This is a genomic window from Streptomyces sp. ISL-1 (genome assembly GCF_018614585.1).
Classification (GTDB): domain Bacteria; phylum Actinomycetota; class Actinomycetes; order Streptomycetales; family Streptomycetaceae; genus Streptomyces; species Streptomyces maoxianensis.
Genome location: NZ_JAGGOI010000048.1, coordinates 20,419 through 39,987, shown reverse-complemented (window position 1 = coordinate 39,987; position 19,569 = coordinate 20,419). Strand labels below are relative to the sequence as shown.

The following is a 19,569-nucleotide window of genomic DNA, read 5'->3' as shown; positions in this document are numbered from 1 at the left end:
TCTGCACACGAGTTCTGCACATGCGTGAGTACGACGCGACTCCGGGACAGAGTCCGTCGGCGCTGTACCAGGCCACGCAATTGTGTGCCCCGCGCCCCTTGGCGTTCTCGCCCGCGCGCGCCCTCCTCAGTCGTCACTCACCCTGGAGTCCCCCGATGGACACCCCTCTCCACACCATTGCCGTCGTCGGTCTCGGCACCATGGGCACCGGCATCGCCGAAGTGCTCGCCCGGGCCGGCCACGAGGTCATCGGCATCGACATCAGCGACGCCGCCGCCCACCAGGCCGTCACCGCGCTCGAAGCCTCCACCGCCCGCGCTGTGGAGCGAGAGCGGATCACCGAGGAGGAGCGGCGCAACACCCTCGCCCGCTTCCGCACCTTCTCCGATCTGCAGGCCGCCGCCGACGCCGATCTCGTGATCGAGGTCGTGTCCGAGTCGTACGAGGCCAAGCAGCAGGTCTTCCGCGCGCTGGATTCCGTCGTGCGCCCCGGCACCATCCTCGCCACCGGCACCAACGCCCTCTCGGTGACCCGGCTGGCCGCGGACTCCGCCCACCCCGAGCGCGTGCTCGGCCTCCACTTCTTCAACCCGGCACCGGCGATGAAGCTGGTCGAGGTCGTCTCCTCGGTGCTGACCTCGCCGCGCGCCATCGAGGCCGTCACCGCGCTCGCCCGCGAGCTCGGCAAGGAGCCGGTCGCGGTCGGCGACCGGCCCGGTTTCGTCGCTGACGGGCTGCTGTTCGGCTATCTCAACCAGGCCGCCGCGATGTACGAGGCGAAGTACGCCTCCCGCGAGGACATCGACGCCGCGATGAAGCTGGGCTGCGGGCTGCCGATGGGCCCGCTCGCGCTGCTCGACCTGATCGGCATCGACACCGCGCGTACCGTCCTGGACGCGATGTACGCCGAGTCCCGCGACCGCCTGCACGCCCCGGCCCCCATCCTCAAGCAGCTCAGCGAGGCGGGCCTGACCGGCCGCAAGTCGGGCCGCGGTTTCTACACCTACGCCGGCCCCGGCACCTCGGACCTGGTCCCCGATGCCCTCACCCCGCAGCCGGCGGCCGAGGCGGCGGCCGGCCGCGAGGTCCACTCGGTCGGCGTCGCCGGCTCCGGCACGATGGCGAGCGGCATCGCGGAGGTCTTCGCCAAGGCCGGTTACGACGTGGTGCTCGCCGCCCGCGGCCTGGAGAAGGCGGAGACGGCGAAGTCCCGTATCGCCAAGTCCCTTGCCCGCTCGGTCGACAAGGGCCGGATGACCGCCGAGGCCCGCGAGGCGACGCTGGCCCGCGTCACCCCGGCCGGCTCGCTCGACGCGTTCGCCGAGGTCGACCTCGCGGTGGAGGCGGTGGCCGAGGATCTGGAGATCAAGCAGCAACTGTTCGCGACCCTCGACAAGGTGTGCAAGCCGGGCGCGGTGCTCGCCACCACCACCTCGTCGCTGCCCGTCGTCGCCTGCGCCCGCGCCACCTCGCGCCCGCAGGACGTCATCGGCATGCACTTCTTCAACCCCGCGCCGGCGATGAAGCTGGTCGAGGTGGTCCGTACGGTCCTGACCTCCGACGAGGTCCACGCCACCGTCCGCACGGTGACCACGAAGATCAAGAAGCACCCGGTGGACTGCGGCGACCGGGCCGGCTTCATCGTGAACGCCCTGCTCTTCCCGTACCTGAACAACGCGATCAAGATGGTCCAGGAGCACTACGCGACGCTGGACGACATCGACACCGCGATGAAGCTGGGCGGCGGCTATCCGATGGGCCCCTTCGAGCTCCTCGATGTGGTCGGGCTCGATGTCTCGCTCGCCATCGAGAAGGTTCTGCACCGCGAGTTCCGCGACCCGGGCCTGGCTCCCGCGCCGCTGCTCGAGCATCTGGTCGCCGCGGGCTGCCTTGGCCGGAAGACGGGGCGTGGCTTCCGCGAATATGCCCGGCGCTGATCGCACCGCGGGCTGGGGCGGACTGCTCGATCCTTCGGACGGTCCGCATCCCGCCGCGAGTGGGGGCGACCCCAACCCGCAGGCGCGTTCCGCTGCACGAATGCAGTACGTTCAGCTCATGCCCCAGCCCGCCAAGCCCACCCGTGCCAAAGCGACGCCGGACGCTCCGGAAAGCGCCGCGGGCAGTCGCGCCGCCGCACAGCGCCTCAAGATGCGGCGCGAGCTGGCGGCGGCGGCGATGGAACTGTTCGCGACCAAGGGGTACGAGGCGACGACGGTCGATGAGATCGCCGCCGCGGCCGGGGTCGCCCGCCGGACCTTTTTCCGCCACTTCCGCTCCAAGGAAGAGGCGATCTTCCCGGACCACGACGACACGCTCGTACGCGCCGAGGCGGTGCTGAACGCGGCCCCGGCCCACGAGCACCCGCTGGACACCGTGTGCCGGGGCATCAAGGAGGTCATGCGGATGTACGCGGCCTCCCCCGCCGTTTCCGTGGAGCGCTACCGCCTCACCCGCGAGGTGCCCACCCTGCGGGAGCGGGAGATCGCCTCGGTGGCCCGCTACGAGCGGCTGTTCACGCGCTATCTGCTGGGCCATTTCGACGAGCGCGACCACCATGTCGGCAACGACGACCCGCTGCTGGCGGAGGTGGCCGCGTCCGCGGTCGTCACCGCGCACAACCATGTGCTGCGCCGCTGGCTGCGCGCGGGGGGCCAGGGCGATGTGGAGGCTCAGCTGGACCACGCGTTCTCGATCGTCCGCGACACGTTCGGCTCGGGCATAGGAGCGGGCCGCTCGACCGCCGCGCCGAGCGAGCGGACCGAGCGGACCGGCCCGGCGGCCGTGTCGACGCGCACCAGCGGCGACGTACTGGTGACGGTGGCCCGTACCGACGCATCGCTCGACGAGGTCATGCGCACCATCGAGCGGGCTCTGGGCGACCGCCAGGGCTGACCCCAGGGGCTCCGGCCCCGGACCCCGCGCGGGGGCCCCGGCCCCCGCGCCCCCGGCTCCTCAAATCGCCGGAGAGGCTTGAAGCGGAGCGTACGAGCCGACCGCACACAAACATTTACGCAAGGTTACGGCCGCCCCTCTCGGGGCGGCCGTTGTTGCTCATACGTGCCCGCCAGATGACAACTGAGAGAAATTCCTGGCACCCAGTGTCTTGCGAGCTGGCACAGCGTGCCATACGTTGAAGGTGTCCGGGCGGCCGGCGTGCAGAGACCATTCGTACGTCGGCTGTCCCCGCAAACCATCGTGATTGCGCGCCCGGACGCCTGCGTCACAGGCACCCTCCCGCGCCCACCAGCGCTGCCACAGCACCACCAGCCGAACCGACGGCACACCTCCACAGCAGCATCCCGACGTTTCCCCTCAGCGTTCCCGCAACGCGCTTCGCCGGAGGCACCCCGTGAAGGAAATCCTGGACGCGATCCAGTCGCCGGACAGCACGCCCGCCGACTTCGCCGCAATGCCCATCCCCGACTCGTACCGCGCGGTGACCGTGCACAAGGACGAGGCCGACATGTTCGCCGGCGTCGACAGCCGCGACAAGGACCCGCGCAAGTCCCTCCATGTCGAGGACGTGGCCGTGCCCGAGCTCGGCCCGGGCGAGGCCCTGGTGGCCGTCATGGCCAGCTCGGTGAACTACAACTCCGTCTGGACCTCGATCTTCGAGCCGGTGTCCACCTTCGGCTTCCTGGAGCGGTACGGAAGGCTCTCGCCGCTCACCAAGCGGCACGACCTGCCGTACCACGTCATCGGCTCCGACCTCGCGGGCGTCGTGCTGCGCACCGGCCCCGGTGTCAACGCCTGGCGGCCGGGCGACGAGGTTGTCGCGCACTGCCTGTCCGTCGAGCTGGAGTCGTCCGACGGTCACAACGACACGATGCTCGACCCCGAGCAGCGCATCTGGGGCTTCGAGACCAACTTCGGCGGCCTCGCCGAGATAGCGCTCGTCAAGTCCAACCAGCTGATGCCCAAGCCCCAGCACCTCAGCTGGGAGGAGGCGGCGGCGCCCGGCCTCGTCAACTCCACCGCCTACCGCCAGCTCGTCTCGCGCAACGGCGCGGGCATGAAGCAGGGCGACAACGTCCTGATCTGGGGCGCGAGCGGCGGACTGGGTTCGTACGCCACCCAGTTCGCACTGGCCGGCGGAGCCAACCCGATCTGTGTGGTCTCCAGCCCGCAAAAGGCGGACATCTGCCGCGCGATGGGCGCCGAGGCGATCATCGACCGCAACGCCGAGGACTACAAGTTCTGGAAGGACGAGCACAACCAGGACCCGCGCGAGTGGAAGCGCTTCGGCAAGCGCATCCGTGAACTCACCGGCGGCGAGGACGTGGACATCGTCTTCGAGCACCCCGGCCGCGAGACCTTCGGCGCCAGCGTGTACGTCACCCGCAAGGGCGGCACCATCGTCACCTGCGCATCGACGTCGGGCTACAACCACGAGTACGACAACCGCTACCTGTGGATGTCGCTGAAGAAGATCGTGGGCTCGCACTTCGCCAACTACCGCGAGGCGTGGGAGGCGAACCGGCTGGTCGCCAAGGGCAAGATCCACCCGACCCTGTCGAAGGTCTACTCGCTCGACGACACCGGCCAGGCGGCGTACGACGTGCACCGCAACCTCCACCAGGGCAAGGTCGGCGTGCTCGCCCTCGCCCCGGGCGAGGGCCTGGGCGTGCGCGACGAGGAGCTTCGCGAGAAGCACATCGACGCCATCAACCGCTTCAGGAATGTCTGAGGTTTCACAGATGACTGAGCGCCAGAAGGACCGGCCCTGGCTCATGCGGACGTACGCCGGTCACTCGACCGCCGAGGCGTCCAACGAGCTGTACCGGCGCAATCTCGCCAAGGGGCAGACCGGCCTGTCCGTCGCATTCGACCTGCCGACGCAGACGGGCTACGACCCCGACCACATCCTCGCCCGCGGCGAGGTCGGCCGGGTCGGGGTCCCCGTCTCGCACCTCGGCGACATGCGGCGGCTGTTCCAGGACATCCCCCTGGACCAGATGAACACCTCGATGACCATCAATGCCACCGCCATGTGGCTGCTGGCGCTCTACCAGGTGGTCGCCGAGGAGCAGGGCGTCGACGTCACCAAGCTCCAGGGGACGACGCAGAACGACATCGTCAAGGAGTATCTGTCGCGCGGGACGCATGTCTTCCCGCCCGGTCCTTCGCTGCGCCTGACCACCGACATGATCACGTACACGGTGGCCAACATCCCCAAGTGGAACCCGATCAACATCTGCAGCTACCACCTGCAGGAGGCGGGAGCCACTCCGGTCCAGGAGATCTCGTACGCCATGTCCACGGCGATCGCCGTACTGGACGCGGTCCGGGACTCCGGTCAGGTGCCCGCCGAGAAGTTCGGCGACGTGGTGGCCCGTATCTCCTTCTTCGTGAACGCGGGCGTCCGCTTCGTCGAGGAGATGTGCAAGATGCGCGCCTTCGGCCGCATCTGGGACCAGGTCACCCGCGAGCGTTACGGCATCGAGGACGAAAAGCAGCGCCGCTTCCGCTACGGCGTCCAGGTCAACTCCCTGGGTCTGACCGAGGCCCAGCCGGAGAACAACGTCCAGCGCATCGTCCTCGAGATGCTGGCCGTCACCCTCTCCAAGGACGCACGCGCCAGGGCCGTGCAACTCCCCGCCTGGAACGAGGCGTTGGGGCTCCCGCGCCCCTGGGACCAGCAGTGGTCGCTGCGCATCCAGCAGGTGCTGGCGCACGAGAGCGATCTGCTGGAGTACGAGGACATCTTCGAGGGCTCGCACGTCATCGAGGCCAAGGTGAAGTCCCTGGTCACCGAGTGCCTCGCCGAGATCGGCCGGATACAGGAGATGGGCGGCGCGATGGCGGCCGTCGAGTCCGGCTATCTCAAGTCGCAGCTGGTCTCCTCGCACGCCGAGCGGCGGGCCAGGATCGAGGCCGGCGACGACAAGATCATCGGCGTCAACATCTTCGAGACCACCGAGCAGAACCCGCTCACCGCCGACCTCGACACGGCGATCATGACCGTCGACCCGGCGAACGAGGCGCGCGTCGTCACCAAGCTCCACGAGTGGCGCGACAACCGCGACGAGGGCAGGGCGACCGATGCCCTGGCCGCCCTGAAGAAGGCCGCCGCGGGGTCCGAGAATCTCATGGCCGCGACCGTGGAGTGCGCCCGTGCGGGTGTCACGACCGGCGAGTGGTCGTGGGCGCTGCGGGATGTCTTCGGCGAGTTCCGCGCGCCGACGGGCGTCTCCAGCGCACCCGTCGCGGTGACCGCCGAGGCGGGCACCCCGCTCGCCGTCGTACGGGAGAAGGTGTCCCGTACGGCCACCGAGCTCGGCTGCGGAAGGCTGCGGCTGCTGGTCGGCAAGCCCGGGCTCGACGGGCACTCCAACGGCGCCGAGCAGATAGCCGTACGCGCCCGTGACGCCGGCTTCGAGGTGGTCTACCAGGGCATCCGGCTGACGCCCGAGCAGATTGTCAACGCCGCCCTCGCGGAGGACGTGCACTGTGTGGGCCTGTCCATCCTGTCCGGTTCGCACGGCGAGCTGGTGCCGGATGTACTGGACCGGCTGCGCGAGGCCGGCGCGGCGGACATTCCGGTGATCGTCGGCGGGATCATCCCGAACGCCGACGCCGCCGATCTGAAGGCGGCGGGTGTGGCCGCCGTCTTCACCCCGAAGGACTTCGGCATTACCGAGATCATCGGCCGTATCGTCGACGAGATCCGGAAAGCGAACAAGCTCGACCCTCTGGAGGTCCCCGCATGACCGTCAACCGTCTCCGCCCGCGTCGCTCGTGCCTAGCGGTTCCCGGCTCGAACCCGCGCTTCCTGGAGAAGGCCCAGGGCCTGCCTGCCGACCAGGTCTTCCTGGACCTGGAGGACGCCTGCGCGCCGCTCGCCAAGCCGGAAGCCCGGCACACCATCGTGAAGTTCCTCAACGAGGGCGACTGGACGGGCAAGACCAGGGTCGTACGGGTCAACGACTGGACGACCGAGTGGACGTACCGGGACGTGGTGACGGTCGTGGAGGGCGCCGGCCCCAACCTCGACTGCATCATGCTGCCGAAGGTCCAGGACGCCCAGCAGATCGTCGCGCTCGACCTCCTGCTCACCCAGATCGAGAAGACGATGGGCTTCGAGGTCGGGAAGATCGGCATCGAGGCGCAGATCGAGAACGCCAAGGGCCTGGTGAACGTCGACGAGATCGCGGCCGCCTCGCCGCGTGTCGAGACGATCATCTTCGGCCCGGCCGACTTCATGGCGTCGATCAACATGAAGTCCCTGGTCGTGGGCGAGCAGCCGCCCGGCTACCCGGCGGACGCGTACCACTACATCCTCATGCGGATCCTGATGGCCGCCCGGACCCACAACCTCCAGGCGATCGACGGGCCCTACCTGCAGATCAAGAACGTCGACGGCTACCGCGAGGTCGCCGGCCGTGCGGCGGCTCTCGGCTTCGACGGCAAGTGGGTGCTGCACCCCGGGCAGGTGGACGCCGCGAACGAGGTCTTCTCGCCCTCGCAGGAGGACTACGACCACGCCGAGCTGATCCTCGACGCGTATGAGTACTTCACCTCCGAGGCGGGCGGCAAGAAGGGCTCGGCGATGCTCGGCGACGAGATGATCGACGAGGCCAGCCGCAAGATGGCCCTCGTCATCTCGGGCAAGGGGCGGGCGGCCGGCATGCAGCGCACGTCCAAGTTCGAAGCTCCGGAGGCGTAAGCATCATGCAGTTCGGCCGCACCTACGAAGAGTTCACCGTCGGGGACGTCTACAAGCACTGGCCCGGGAAGACGGTCACGGAGTACGACGACCACCTCTTCTGTCTGCTCACCATGAACCACCACCCCCTCCACATGGACACCAACTATGCGGAGAAGACGACGGACTTCGGCAAGAACGTCGTCGTGGGCAACTACATCTACTCGCTGCTCCTCGGCATGTCGGTCCCGGACGTCTCGGGCAAGGCCATCGCCAACCTGGAGGTCGAGTCGCTCAAGCACGTCGCGCCGACTTTCCACGGTGACACGATCTACGGTGAGACGACGGTCCTCGACAAGACCCCGTCCCGCTCGAAGACCGACCGTGGAATCGTCTACGTCGAGACCAAGGGCTACAAGCAGGACGGCACCCTCGTCTGCGTCTTCAGGCGCAAGGTGATGGTCCCGACCGAGACGTACATCAAGGAGCGCGGCGGCGAGCAGCCCGGCCGACCGGAGCTGCTGGACACTCCGAAGAAGACGCAGGAGAAGTAACCATGAGCCGACTCGCCCAGACTCACGGTCTGACCGACGTCCAGCAGGAAATCCTGGCCACCGTGCGGGACTTCGTCGACAAGGAGATCCTCCCGGTCGCGACCGAGCTGGAGCACCGCGACGAGTACCCGACGCAGATCGTCGAAGGCCTCAAGGAACTCGGCCTGTTCGGGCTGATGATTCCGGAGGAGTACGGCGGTCTGGGCGAGTCGCTGCTCACGTACGCGCTGTGCGTCGAGGAGATCGCCCGCGGCTGGATGTCCGTCTCGGGCATCATCAACACGCACTTCATCGTGGCGTACATGCTCAAGCAGCACGGCACACAGGAGCAGAAGGACACCTTCCTCCCCCGGATGGCGCTGGGCGAGGTGCGCGGCGCGTTCTCGATGTCCGAGCCGGCTCTGGGCTCCGACGTGTCGGCCATCACGTCCAAGGGCGTCAAGGACGGCGACGACTACGTCCTGACCGGCCAGAAGATGTGGCTCACGAACGGCGGAACGTCCAATCTGGTCGCCGTTCTGTGCCGGAGTGACGAAGGACACCCGGAGGGCACCGCCCCCCACAAGTCGATGACGACCTTCCTCGTCGAGAAGGAGCCCGGCTTCGGAGAGGTCCGGCCGGGCCTCACCATCCCCGGGAAGATCGACAAGATGGGCTACAAGGGCGTCGACACGACCGAGCTCATCATGGACGGACTGCGCATTCCGGCCAATCGGGTACTCGGCGGCACCACCGGCCGAGGGTTTTACCAAATGATGGACGGCGTCGAGGTCGGCCGCGTCAATGTCGCGGCCCGTGGCTGCGGCGTGGCGCAGCGCGCCTTCGAGCTGGGCGTTTCGTACGCCCAGCAGCGTCACACCTTCGGCAAGGCGATCGCCCAGCACCAGGCGATTCAGTTCAAGCTGGCCGAGATGGCTACCAAGGTCGAGGCCGCCCATGCGATGATGGTGAACGCGGCACGCAAAAAGGACTCCGGGGAGCGAAATGACCTGGAGGCAGGGATGGCGAAGTACCTCGCCTCCGAGTACTGCAAGGAAGTCGTCGAGGACGCCTTCCGTATCCACGGCGGTTACGGCTTCTCCAAGGAGTACGAAATCGAGCGCCTCTACCGTGAGGCTCCGATGCTGCTGATCGGTGAGGGTACCGCCGAAATCCAGAAAATGATCATTGGTCGTCGGCTGCTCGAGGAGTACCGCTTCCAGGGTTGATTGCCGCACTTGAGTCGATACGGCCGCTAAGGTGATCACAACCTGTGATCATCTTCCGGCCGCCGACTCGGCTGACGGCTTTCCCAGTTGTGGCTCACACCCGATAACATCGCGGGAAAGCCGCCGTCCCCCGTTGCCAGCGCGGCATCATCCGCTACGAAGGTCATCCATGCCCCACAGCCAAACCTCTGCACCACGCGACGGTTTCCTCAAGGGACGCCTTGCTCGCGGAGCATCGCCGTGGCTTCTGCCGACCATCGCCACCGCTGCACTCAGCCTGGCCCGCTCGCGCCGTTCGAGGCGTGCCGCGGCCATCGCCGTGCCCGCCACCGCGCTCGCGGCGGGCATGCTGTGGTTCTTCCGCGACCCCGAGCGAGAGATCGCCCAGGGCCGGGTCATCTCCCCCGCCGACGGTGTGGTGCAGAGCATCATGCCGTGGAAGGACGGACGTACCCGCGTCGCGATCTTCATGAGCCCGCTGAACGTCCACGTGAACCGCGCTCCCCTCGCGGGCACCGTGACGTCCGTCGAGCACATCCCCGGCGGTTTTGTGCCGGCGTTCAACAAGGAGAGCGAGAACAACGAGCGCGTTGTCTGGCACTTCGACACCGAGCTCGGCGACATCGAGATGGTGCAGATCGCGGGCGCTGTCGCCCGCCGCATCGTCCCGTACATCCCGCAGGGGACCAAGGTCGAGCAGGGCGAGCGCATTGGGCTGATTCGCTTCGGATCGCGCGTTGACATCTACCTTCCGGAAGGTGTGGACGTCGCTGTCGAGGTCGGACAGACCACGACCGCGGGGGTGACTCGAATTGACCGTGATTGATCCTGACACACAGGCGGGCTGGGCCGCCGAGGCGGCGGACGAGGACGACGCGGAGGACATGCCGCTCTCGCTGCGGCTGTCGATAGCGGACACCCTCACGCTCGGTAACGCCACGTGTGGCTTCATGGCGGTGTACTTCACCACCACCGGCATCCTCATCCCGCACCTCACCGGCAGCAACGAGAGCGGCATGGCGCGCAACAGCGCCGCCACCGCCGTGATCCTGATGCTGCTGGCTGCGATCTTCGATCTCTGTGACGGGCTCGTGGCGCGCAAGCTGCGCAGCTCGCCGATGGGTGCGGAGCTGGACAACCTCTCCGACCTGATCAGCTTCGGGCTGGCCCCGGCGTACTTCGTGCTCGTGTACGGAATGGTCGCGGACGACGCCCAGCAGAAGGTCTCGGCGGTGGCCGCGATCGTGGTGCTGCTGGCGGTGGTGCTGCGGCTTGCCAGATTCTCGTGCGTGACCATGAAGGACGGCATGTTCCAGGGCATGCCGAGCCCCTTCGGTGCGCTCACGGTCGTCTCGATCGTCCTGCTCGAGCTGCCGTTCATCCCGACGCTGCTGGCCATCATCGGCGCGGCATGGCTGATGGTGAGCCGGGTCGAGTACCCCAAGCCGCGAGGTGTCCTCGCGGTGGCGATGCTCGGCTGGATCGTCGCCGCGATGGGGATGCTGGCGGCCTGGGCGTTCGACGCCCCGGGCGGACAGGTGCTTCTCCAGACCGGCTGCGCACTGCAGATCGTGATGGCGGCCACGATCCCGCTCTTCGCGACGGCGCGCCGTGTGAACACGTTCCGCGACAACCGCCGCGAGAGCCGCGAGGCAAGGACTGCTCAGCTCCCCTAGAGCAGTGCATACGCAAGGTGAGGGCCCGGGTGCGATCCGCACCCGGGCCCTCGTCATGTCCCGCGTCTTCCGGGCTGCCCGGGGGCTGGGGAAGGACCCCCGCCCAGGGCCCTTCTACCTCAGGAAATCCCTCGCGATGTTCTCCGCCACCCGCTCCAGCAGCGGTCCCGCCTGCGACATGCTCCGCGCCGCGTCCGGCTCCAGTTCCGTCAGGGCGTACGCCCGCCGGATGCCCGCGCGGCCCAACGCCTCGGGCCGCAGGGCAAGGCGGCCGCAGACCGCCACCACCTCGATGTTCCGCGCCCGGGCCGCCGCCGCCACGCCGGCCGGGGCCTTGCCGTGGAGGGTCTGTTCGTCGAGGGAGCCCTCGCCCGTGATCACCAGCGTCGCCCGCTCCAGCGCCGGGGCGAAGCCGAGCACGTCGAGCATGACCTCGATACCGGCCCGGAAGCTCGCGCCGAGGGCGACCAGCGCGCCGTAGCCGATCCCGCCCGCCGCGCCCGCGCCGGGCGAGAGCGCGTACTCAGCGGCCTTCGGGCCGACGGAGACCTCTAGAACCGAGGCGTAATGGGCGAGCGCCGCGTCCAGCGTGGCGACGTCCTCGGGGCTCGCGCCCTTCTGGGGGCCGTACACCGACGGCGCCCCCTTCGGCCCCGTCAGCGGGTTGTCCACGTCGCTCGCGAGGACCAGCTCCACGTCCTTGAAGCGCGGGTCGAGGCCGGACAGGTCCGCGGACGCCAGGTCACGCAGAGGGCCGCCGCCCGGGCCGACCGGATCGCCGGCCGCGTCCAAAAAGCGCGCGCCGAGCGCCGCGAGCATGCCCGCGCCACCGTCCGTCGTCGCGCTGCCGCCGACGCCGAAGACGATCGTCCGCGCCCCTCCGTCGAGCGCGGCCCGCAGCAACTCGCCCGAGCCGTACGTCGTTGAAGTGAGCGGCGCGAACACACCCGCCGGGAGGTGCTGGAGGCCCGACGCCTCCGCCATCTCCACCACGGCGGTGCCGTCCCGCAGGGCGTAAGCCGCGGTCAGGGGCTCCCCGAGCGGCCCTCTCACCCGGACCTCGCGGCGTTCGAACCCCGCCGCCACCGCCGCCGCGACCGTGCCGTCGCCGCCGTCCGCGACGGGCAGGGACTCGACCGCCAGACCGGGCACCACCCGCTTCAGCCCCGCCGTCACCCGCTCCGCGACCTGTACGGCCGTGAGCGAGCCCTTGAACTTGTCAGCCGCGACGAGCACGTGCGCGGGCTGAATAACTGCTCCGTCCGTCACCTTGCTATCCCTTGCTTTCGAACAGGCAGTCGCGCCGCCCCGACCCTATCCGCCGGGCCGGACGGCCTGCCACCCATCACCGCGCGGAGCCGGCGGCATTTCGGTAAACCGGACCTATGGGCCTACCTCACTCGGAGCTCGCCGACCGGATCCACGGCGGCTGGCTGGGCAGAGTCTGCGGCAACATGCTCGGCAAGCCCGTCGAGCGCGGCGACTACTGGACCCGCGAGCGCATCGACCGCTATCTGCGCCGCACCGGCGCCCTCCCGCTCACCGACTACCTTCCCGAGCCCCCGCCGGACGCGGACGAGGGCGAGTTCGAGCTGCGTCCCGAATGGCGCCAGTGCGTACGGGGCCGGATCCACGGCAGCTGCCGCGACGACGACGTGGACTACACGATCCTCGGCCTTCATCTCCTGCAGACCCACGGCTTCGGCTTCACCACGGAGCAGGTTGGGGACGCGTGGCTGCTGCACCTCCCGTTCCTGCAGACCTTCACCGCGGAGCGGGCTGCCTACCGCAACCTCGCGAACGGGCTCAAACCCCCGCTCACCGCCACCCACGACAATCCCTACCAGGAGTGGATCGGCGCACTCATCCGCGCCGACATCTTCGGCTTGACCTGCCCCGGCGACCCGCACCGCGCCGCCGGGCTCGCCCGCCGCGACGCGGTCCTCTCGCACACCGGCAACGGTGTGTACGGCGCGATGTGGGCAGCCGCCATGATCTCCGCCGCCTTCACCGCGAACGGCCCGCGCGAGGCGATCGACACGGCGCTGGAACGCATCCCGGCGAGCTGCCGCCTAGCCCGCGCGGTACGCCACACCATCGCTCTGCACGCCTCTGGAACCCCCTGGTCCGACACGCTCACCGAGATGGCCGAGCAGACGGGCCGCCTGGGCTGGATCCACACCGTTCCGAACGCGGCCGTCATCACCGCCGGCCTGCTGTACGGCGCCGGCGATTTCACCTCCACCATCGCTCTCACGGTCCGCGGCGGACTGGACACCGACTCCAACGGAGCGACCGCGGGCTCGGTGGCCGGTGTGCTGTGCGGCGCCGCCGCGATCCCCGCACAGTGGACAGAGCCCCTGGAGGACCGGGTGCGCAGCGCGGTGTTCGGGTTCGACGGCGTAAGGATCAGTGAACTGGCCGAGCGTACGGTCCGGTTGGCGGCGGACTCCGCCGGCAGACTCCCGCCGGGCCCCACGGGCTGATCCCTGACCCCCATTACGCTTTCCCGAGTGACCACCTCTGACTACGCCACGTACATCGCGTCCCTTCCCCGCATCCTCGCCGGAGCCGCCGTTCTCTTCCGTGACGGCCAGGGGCGCGTGCTGCTGGTCGAGCCCAACTACCGCGAGGGCTGGGCGCTGCCCGGCGGGACCGTCGAGTCGGACCTGGGCGAGACCCCGCGGCAGGCGGCGCGGCGGGAGACGCTCGAAGAGATCGGGCTCGATGTGGAGCTCGGCGCGCTGCTGGCGGTCGACTGGGTGCCGGGGGCGGCGCGGCCCCCGATCGCCGCGTATGTGTACGACGGCGGAGTGCTGACCGAGGCCCGGATCAAGACGATCCGGCTGCAGGAGGAGGAGCTGGTCTCCTGGCGGCTGGTGTCCCGTGACGACATCCGCGAGCACCTGCTGGGATCGCTCGGCCACCGGGTGCTGGCCGCTCTCGACGCGCTGGAGGCGGGCACCGGGACGGTGGAGCTGGAGAACGGCCGACCGCCCGCCTGACACCAAATCGGCTCGCCGCCGCGGGGGCCCGCTGCGTACGCTCGCGGCATGACTCTCGTCGCGATCCTCAGCGGCGCCGGCATCTCCACGGACTCCGGCATCCCCGACTACCGCGGGCCGAAGGGCCTGTGGCGGCGCGATCCGGAGGCCGAGAAGCTCGTCACGTACGACTACTACATGGGCGACCCGGAGATACGCCGCCGCTCCTGGCGGATGCGGCGCGACAGCACGGCGTGGCGCGCCCGGCCGAATGCCGCGCATCTCGCCGTCGCCGAGCTGGACCGGCAGTCCGGGGTCGAGGTCCGGGTGATCACCCAGAACGTCGACGGGCTGCATCAGTTGGCGGGCATGCCCGAGCGCAAGGTGCTCGAACTGCACGGCACGGCACGGACGGTGACCTGCACCCGATGCCACGCCCGCTCACCGATGGCCCAGGCGCTGGAGCGGGTCGAGGCCGGCGAGGAGGACCCGCCGTGTCGCGCGTGCGGCGGGATCCTGAAGTCGGCGACGGTGATGTTCGGGGAGCGGCTCGATCCGGCGGTGCTGGCCGAGGCGATGGCGATCGCCAAGGCCAGCGAGGTCTTCATCGCGGTCGGCAGCAGCCTGCAGGTGCAGCCCGCGGCCTCGCTCGCGGGGATCGCCGCGGAGCACGGCGCGCGGCTCGCGATCGTCAATGCCGAGCCGACCCCCTACGACGAACTGGCGGACGAGGTCGTCCGCGAGCCGATCGGCATGGCGCTGCCCTCGCTGCTGAGGCGGCTGAACTCGAGCCCCTCGGGCGACTGAGGGCCGGGGTCAGCGAGGACCGGCGTCCGGGAAGGAGCCCCCGTTCTCAGAACAGCGAGTCGTCCGACGCGCCGCTCTCGAAGGCCAGCAGCCGCTGTTTGCGGTCGAGCCCGCCGCCGTAGCCGATGAGGCTGCCCGTCGAGCCGATGACCCGGTGGCACGGGACGATGATCCCGATCGGGTTCTTGCCGTTGGCCAGACCCACCGCGCGGGAGGCCCCGATATTGCCGAGCGCGTCGGCCAGTTGTCCGTATGTGCGTGTCTCGCCGTACGGGATCTGCCGCAGCTGGTTCCACACGTCCCGCTGGAAGGGCGTCCCTTCGAGCCGCATCGGCACGTCGAACTCCTTGAGATCCCGGGCGAAGTACGCGTCGAGCTGGCGGATCGTCTCGCCGAAGGGAGCGGGGTCCGGCTCGCCGAACGTCTCCTCGTCGGGGCGGTGGCGCTGCGCGGTCATGTAGAGGCCGCTGAGCACGCCGTCGGTGGCGACGAGGGTGAGCGGGCCGTACGGGCTGTCCGTGACGGTGTGTTGTTTCACCGGACTTCCTTAAGCGGGGAGGTGGTTGATGGGGTGGTCGTCGGTGGCCCAGAGGTACTGGACGGCGTACGCGCGCCAGGGCCGCCAGGCGGCGGCCCGCTCGGTGAGTGCGACGGGCGTGGAGGGCAGACCGAGATCGGCCGCCGCGCGCCGCATCCCGAGGTCACCCGGCAGGAACGCGTCGGGGTCGCCGAGTGCCCGCATCGCGATCACCTCGACCGTCCAGGGGCCGAAGCCGGGCAGCGCGATCAGCTGGGCGCGGGCCTCGCCCCAGTCGCTGTCGAGGCCGAGCCGCAGCGAGCCGTCGGCCAGCGCGCCGACGAGGGTCGTCAAAGTGGTGCGGCGGCTGCGGGGCAGGGCCAGCGTCTGCGGGTCCAGCGCCGCCAGAGCGGCTGACGACGGGAAGAGGTGGGTGAGGCCGCCCTCGGGGTCGTCGATCGCCTGGCCGTGCGCGGTGACCAGCCGGGCGGCATGGGTACGGGCCGCGGCGGTGGAGACCTGCTGGCCGAGTACCGCCCGTACCGCGAACTCCGCCGCGTCGACGGTGCGCGGCACCCGCCGGCCGGGTGCCTTGTCGACCAGCGGCGCGAGCAGCGGATCCGTACGCAGCTGGTCGTCGACGGCGACCGGATCGGCGTCCAGGTCGAGCATCCATCGGCAGCGGCTGATCGCGATGGTGAGGTCGCGCGGGTCGGTGAGGAAGAGCCGGCAGGCGATGTGGTCGGGGTGCGGGGTGAGTGCGACGATGCCGTGTCCGTACGGGAGGGACAGGGTGCGGCGGTAGGCGCCGTCCCGCCACTCCTCGACGCCGGGGACACCCGTCGCGGCGAGGTGTCCGAAGAGGTTGCTCGGGTTGAGCGGTGCGCGGTACGGCAGCCTCAGCGCGATCACGCCGGGGGTCCGCGGGGGTGTGGACCTGCTGCGGGCGGCGCGGGTGCGCAGTTCGCCCGGGGCGAGCGCGAAGACTTCGCGGACGGTGTCGTTGAAGGTGCGGATGGAGGCGAAACCGGCCGCGAAGGCGACTTCGGCCATGGGGATGCCGGTGGTTTCGATGAGCAGGCGCGCGGTCTGGGCGCGCTGTGCGCGGGCCAGGGCGAGCGGTCCGGCGCCCAGTTCGGCGAGCAACTGGCGCTCGACCTGGCGGGTGGAGTAGCCGAGGCGCGAGGCGAGGCCCGGCACGCCCTCGCGGTCGACGATGCCGTCACGGATGAGACGCATGGCGCGGGCGACGGCGTCGGCGCGGGCGTTCCACTCCGGCGAGCCGGGGCTGGTGTCGGGGCGGCAGCGCTTGCAGGCCCGGAAGCCGGCCTGCTGGCAGGCGGCGGCGCTCGGGTAGAAGGTCATGTTCTCGACCTTCGGCGGCACCACCGGGCAGCTGGGGCGGCAGTAGATCCGAGTGGTCAGCACGGCCGTGAAGAACCAGCCGTCGAAGCGGGCGTCCTTCGACTGGACGGCACGTACGCAGCGCTCGGTGTCGGTGTGCATGGCTCAAGCATCTTGCACGAGGGAGGTCGGGGCTGGCGAGAATACGACATCATCCTTGCCCGGCCAGGGCCGCCTCGAAGGCCTGCGGGTCCGCCTGCGCGGCCGCTCGGAACGGCACTGCCGCTGCGGGGGCGGCGCCACCCATCCCGGGTGACGCCGCCCTGTGCGTCTTAGTATGAAATGCGGACGTTGAAATGCGGACGTACAGGTATATACAACGCCGCAGCAGAGGGAGGACCCGTGACTGCTGAGGCCCGCATGACCGAAGAAGCCCCCGGTGCGGCGCGCGGCCCCGGGAGCGCCGGCAGTCCCCGGTATCTGCCGGTCTCCGAGCACGGGCTGATCGGGGATCTGCGCAGTGCCGCGCTGGTGGGGACGAACGGCACGATCGACTGGTACTGCTGCGGCCGTTTCGACGCGCCCAGCGTCTTCGCCTCGATCCTCGACGCCGAGAAGGGTGGCTCCTTCGAGCTCGCCCCTGACGTGCCGACCCGCACAAAGCAGTTCTACTTCCCCGACACCAACGTGCTCATCACTCGCTTCTTCGCGGAGGACGGGGTGGGCGAGATCCAGGACTTCATGCCGATCGTCGACGACTCGCGCGAGGCCAGCCGGCACCGGCTGATCCGCAGGGTGGTCTGCGTCCGCGGATCACTGCCCTTCCATGCCTACGTGTCACCCCGCTTCGGCTACGGAACCGAGCCGCACACCGTCCGTACCGAGCACGGCTGCCCGGTTTTCGAGTCGGCCTCGCTCACCCTTGCACTGACGTCCAGCGTGGCGGTCGAGCACGACGGCCGGGACGCATGGTCCCTGTTCAAGCTGCACGAAGGTGAGAGCGCGGTCTTCGCGCTCGACCAGGTCGGGGGCGAGGTGACCCCGCGGGGCTGTGCCGTCGCCGAGGCGGAGGAACTGTTCGAGGCCACCGTGCGGTACTGGCGGCGATGGCTGTCCAGGTCGCGTTACCGCGGCCGCTGGCGCGAGATGGTCCACCGCTCCGCGCTGACGCTCAAACTGCTCACCTACGCGCCGACCGGCGCCATCGTGGCCGCGCCGACGACGAGCCTGCCCGAGCAGATCGGCGGCGAACGGAACTGGGACTACCGGTACGTCTGGATGCGCGACGCGGCTTTCTGCGTCTACGCGATGCTCCGGCTGGGCTTCACCGACGAAGCCCAGGCCTTCATGAACTTCATGACCGAGCACCTCCACCGCTCGGACCCCAGCATCGGCCCACTGCAGATCATGTACGGCATCGACGGCAGCTGCGACCTGCCCGAGCGCGAGCTGCCCCATCTCGAGGGCCATTGGGGCTCCGGCCCCGTGCGCGTCGGCAACGACGCCGTCGGCCAGCTGCAACTGGACATCTATGGCGCACTCATCGACTCGGTCTACCTCTACGACAAGTGGAGAGAGCCGATCTCCAGCGCGCACTGGGACACCGTCTGCGATCTGGTCGACTGGGTCTGCGAGAACTGGGACAAGCCCGACGAGGGCATCTGGGAGACCCGGGGCGGGCGCAAGGACTTCCTCTACTCGCGGCTGATGTGCTGGGTGGCGATCGAAAGGGCGATGCGGATGGCGCAGCGCCGGGGGTTGCCGGCCGACATGGTGCGCTGGGCCGGGGCACGCGACACGATCTACCGGCAGATCATGCGGCGTGGCTGGTCGGCCGAGCGGAACGCGTTCGTCCAGCATCTTGACGGCAACGTCCTCGACGCCTCCGTACTGATGATGCCGCTGGCCAAGTTCATCTCCCCGACCGACCCGAAATGGCTCTCCACACTGGACGCGCTGGGCGAGGAACTGGTCTCCGACTCGCTGGTCTACCGCTACGACCCGCAGGCCAGCCCGGACGGGCTGCGGGGCGAGGAGGGCACGTTCTCGATCTGCTCCTTCTGGTACGTCGAGGCGCTCAGCCGCGCCGGGCGCCTGGAAGACGCCCAGCTGGCCTTCGAGAAGATGCTCACCTACGCCAACCACCTCGGCCTGTACGCCGAAGAGATCGGCCGCACGGGCGAGCAGGGGGGCAATTTCCCGCAGGCGTTCACGCATCTGGGGCTGATCAGCGCGGCCTTCAACCTCGACCGGGCGCTCGGCTGAAGGCCGGGCCGCGGTCCCGCACCACCGTGATCAGGTGTGCGCGGCGAACGCCGCGTACGCCTGATCGTCGAAGAGAACGAACCGGACCTCTTCCACCGCGGTCTCTGTGCCCCGCACCGTCTCGACCGCGATGCGGGCGGCATCCTCCATCGGCCAGGCGTATACACCGGTGGAGATGGCCGGGAACGCGATCGTCCGCGCACCCAGTTCGTCGGCGACCCGGAGGGACTCGCGATAGCAGGAGGCAAGAAGCGAAGGGTCGCTGCCGGTCGCCTGCCATACCGGGCCCACGGTGTGGATCACATGGCGGGCGTCGAGGCGGCCCGCGGTGGTGGCGACGGCCTGGCCGGTGGGCAGGCCCTTGCCGTAGTGCGAGGCGCGCAGGGCGCGGCACTCGGCCAGGATCTCGGGACCGCCGCGGCGGTGAATGGCGCCGTCGACTCCCCCGCCGCCGAGGAGTGAGGAGTTGGCGGCATTGACGATGGCGTCGACATGCTGCCGGGTGATGTCTCCCCGTACGAGGACGATGACGGGCGGCTCCTGTGTCATACCGACATCATCTCCCCGGT

General features: G+C 69.5%; 17 protein-coding genes. 13 read left to right on the top strand and 4 right to left on the bottom strand.

Going from position 1 to position 19,569, the window contains the following annotated elements; all coding sequences use genetic code 11:
* The first annotated feature begins 155 nt into the window (after positions 1–155).
* The 9 genes from J7E87_RS29850 (at position 156) to pssA (ending at position 11,083) form a co-directional block, all read left to right on the top strand.
* Entirely contained in the window at positions 156–1,937 is a 1,782-nt protein-coding gene (locus J7E87_RS29850; RefSeq protein WP_215097719.1) for a 3-hydroxyacyl-CoA dehydrogenase family protein, read from the top strand.
* Between the two features lie 118 nt (positions 1,938–2,055).
* Positions 2,056–2,892, top strand: a complete 837-nt coding sequence (locus tag J7E87_RS29845) for a TetR family transcriptional regulator (protein WP_251018203.1) — start codon at positions 2,056–2,058, stop codon at positions 2,890–2,892.
* Between the two features lie 457 nt (positions 2,893–3,349).
* Entirely contained in the window at positions 3,350–4,687 is a 1,338-nt protein-coding gene (gene ccrA / locus J7E87_RS29840; protein ID WP_215097717.1) for a crotonyl-CoA carboxylase/reductase, read from the top strand.
* A gap of 10 nt (positions 4,688–4,697) precedes the next feature.
* A complete protein-coding gene (locus J7E87_RS29835) occupies positions 4,698–6,710 on the top strand; it encodes a protein meaA (protein ID WP_215097716.1) in 2,013 nt (670 codons plus the stop codon).
* Complete coding sequence (locus J7E87_RS29830; RefSeq protein WP_215097715.1) at positions 6,707–7,666, top strand: CoA ester lyase; 960 nt, start codon at positions 6,707–6,709, stop codon at positions 7,664–7,666. The genes J7E87_RS29835 and J7E87_RS29830 overlap by 4 nt, the downstream gene beginning before the upstream one ends.
* A 5-nt stretch (positions 7,667–7,671) precedes the next feature.
* Complete coding sequence (locus tag J7E87_RS29825) at positions 7,672–8,199, top strand: MaoC family dehydratase (protein WP_215097714.1); 528 nt, start codon at positions 7,672–7,674, stop codon at positions 8,197–8,199.
* 2 nt (positions 8,200–8,201) lie between these two features.
* The gene (locus J7E87_RS29820) at positions 8,202–9,407 is read left to right on the top strand and encodes an acyl-CoA dehydrogenase family protein (protein WP_215097713.1); all 1,206 of its coding nucleotides are present in this window, start codon (positions 8,202–8,204) and stop codon (positions 9,405–9,407) included.
* 169 nt (positions 9,408–9,576) lie between these two features.
* Complete coding sequence (locus J7E87_RS29815) at positions 9,577–10,233, top strand: phosphatidylserine decarboxylase (protein WP_215097712.1); 657 nt, start codon at positions 9,577–9,579, stop codon at positions 10,231–10,233.
* A complete protein-coding gene (gene pssA / locus J7E87_RS29810; RefSeq protein ID WP_215097711.1) occupies positions 10,226–11,083 on the top strand; it encodes a CDP-diacylglycerol--serine O-phosphatidyltransferase in 858 nt (285 codons plus the stop codon). Before J7E87_RS29815 ends, pssA begins: the two co-directional genes overlap by 8 nt.
* Positions 11,084–11,197: 114 nt before the next feature.
* Here pssA and J7E87_RS29805 read toward each other — a convergent pair whose 3' ends face one another.
* The gene (locus J7E87_RS29805) at positions 11,198–12,352 is read right to left on the bottom strand and encodes a glycerate kinase (RefSeq protein WP_215097710.1); all 1,155 of its coding nucleotides are present in this window, start codon (positions 12,350–12,352) and stop codon (positions 11,198–11,200) included.
* A 116-nt stretch (positions 12,353–12,468) separates the two neighbouring features.
* On the opposite strand from J7E87_RS29805, the gene J7E87_RS29800 reads away from it, so the two are divergent.
* From J7E87_RS29800 to J7E87_RS29790, 3 genes are read left to right on the top strand one after another with little or no spacing between them, the layout of a single operon-like run.
* Positions 12,469–13,569 carry an ADP-ribosylglycohydrolase family protein gene (locus tag J7E87_RS29800; RefSeq protein ID WP_215097709.1) on the top strand — a complete coding sequence of 367 codons (1,101 nt, stop codon included), beginning with the start codon at positions 12,469–12,471 and terminating at the stop codon, positions 13,567–13,569.
* Between the two features lie 27 nt (positions 13,570–13,596).
* The gene (locus J7E87_RS29795) at positions 13,597–14,088 is read left to right on the top strand and encodes an NUDIX hydrolase (protein ID WP_215097708.1); all 492 of its coding nucleotides are present in this window, start codon (positions 13,597–13,599) and stop codon (positions 14,086–14,088) included.
* Between the two features lie 48 nt (positions 14,089–14,136).
* Positions 14,137–14,874 (top strand): Sir2 family NAD-dependent protein deacetylase, encoded by a 738-nt coding sequence (locus J7E87_RS29790; RefSeq protein WP_215097707.1) that lies wholly within the window; start codon positions 14,137–14,139, stop codon positions 14,872–14,874.
* A 46-nt stretch (positions 14,875–14,920) separates the two neighbouring features.
* On the opposite strand, the gene J7E87_RS29785 is transcribed toward J7E87_RS29790, so the two are convergent.
* Together J7E87_RS29785 and J7E87_RS29780 are read right to left on the bottom strand one after the other, a co-directional pair.
* On the bottom strand, positions 14,921–15,412 hold the full coding sequence (locus tag J7E87_RS29785) for a methylated-DNA--[protein]-cysteine S-methyltransferase (protein WP_308313123.1): 492 nt from the start codon (positions 15,410–15,412) through the stop codon (positions 14,921–14,923).
* A gap of 9 nt (positions 15,413–15,421) precedes the next feature.
* Positions 15,422–16,897: a DNA-3-methyladenine glycosylase 2 family protein gene (locus J7E87_RS29780; protein ID WP_215097706.1), complete on the bottom strand. Its 1,476-nt coding sequence runs from the start codon at positions 16,895–16,897 to the stop codon at positions 15,422–15,424.
* Positions 16,898–17,155: 258 nt separating this feature from the next.
* Between J7E87_RS29780 and J7E87_RS29775 the strand changes: the two genes are divergently transcribed.
* Positions 17,156–19,000, top strand: a complete 1,845-nt coding sequence (locus tag J7E87_RS29775; RefSeq protein WP_215097760.1) for a glycoside hydrolase family 15 protein — start codon at positions 17,156–17,158, stop codon at positions 18,998–19,000.
* 30 nt (positions 19,001–19,030) lie between these two features.
* Here the strand turns inward: J7E87_RS29775 and J7E87_RS29770 are convergent, their stop codons facing one another.
* Positions 19,031–19,549: an O-acetyl-ADP-ribose deacetylase gene (locus J7E87_RS29770; protein ID WP_215097705.1), complete on the bottom strand. Its 519-nt coding sequence runs from the start codon at positions 19,547–19,549 to the stop codon at positions 19,031–19,033.
* Positions 19,550–19,569: the final 20 nt, after the last annotated feature.

What these genes read in the sequence shown, in the direction of transcription:
- J7E87_RS29770 (WP_215097705.1), bottom strand. Translation starts at nt 19,549, where the DNA reads ATGACACAGGAGCCGCCCGTCATCGTCCTCGTACGGGGAGACATCACC.
- J7E87_RS29820 (WP_215097713.1), top strand. Translation starts at nt 8,202, where the DNA reads ATGAGCCGACTCGCCCAGACTCACGGTCTGACCGACGTCCAGCAGGAA.
- J7E87_RS29845 (WP_251018203.1), top strand. Translation starts at nt 2,056, where the DNA reads ATGCCCCAGCCCGCCAAGCCCACCCGTGCCAAAGCGACGCCGGACGCT.
- J7E87_RS29835 (WP_215097716.1), top strand. Translation starts at nt 4,698, where the DNA reads ATGACTGAGCGCCAGAAGGACCGGCCCTGGCTCATGCGGACGTACGCC.
- J7E87_RS29800 (WP_215097709.1), top strand. Translation starts at nt 12,469, where the DNA reads ATGGGCCTACCTCACTCGGAGCTCGCCGACCGGATCCACGGCGGCTGG.
- J7E87_RS29780 (WP_215097706.1), bottom strand. Translation starts at nt 16,897, where the DNA reads ATGCACACCGACACCGAGCGCTGCGTACGTGCCGTCCAGTCGAAGGAC.
- J7E87_RS29850 (WP_215097719.1), top strand. Translation starts at nt 156, where the DNA reads ATGGACACCCCTCTCCACACCATTGCCGTCGTCGGTCTCGGCACCATG.
- J7E87_RS29830 (WP_215097715.1), top strand. Translation starts at nt 6,707, where the DNA reads ATGACCGTCAACCGTCTCCGCCCGCGTCGCTCGTGCCTAGCGGTTCCC.
- J7E87_RS29825 (WP_215097714.1), top strand. Translation starts at nt 7,672, where the DNA reads ATGCAGTTCGGCCGCACCTACGAAGAGTTCACCGTCGGGGACGTCTAC.
- J7E87_RS29790 (WP_215097707.1), top strand. Translation starts at nt 14,137, where the DNA reads ATGACTCTCGTCGCGATCCTCAGCGGCGCCGGCATCTCCACGGACTCC.
- J7E87_RS29775 (WP_215097760.1), top strand. Translation starts at nt 17,156, where the DNA reads ATGACCGAAGAAGCCCCCGGTGCGGCGCGCGGCCCCGGGAGCGCCGGC.
- J7E87_RS29815 (WP_215097712.1), top strand. Translation starts at nt 9,577, where the DNA reads ATGCCCCACAGCCAAACCTCTGCACCACGCGACGGTTTCCTCAAGGGA.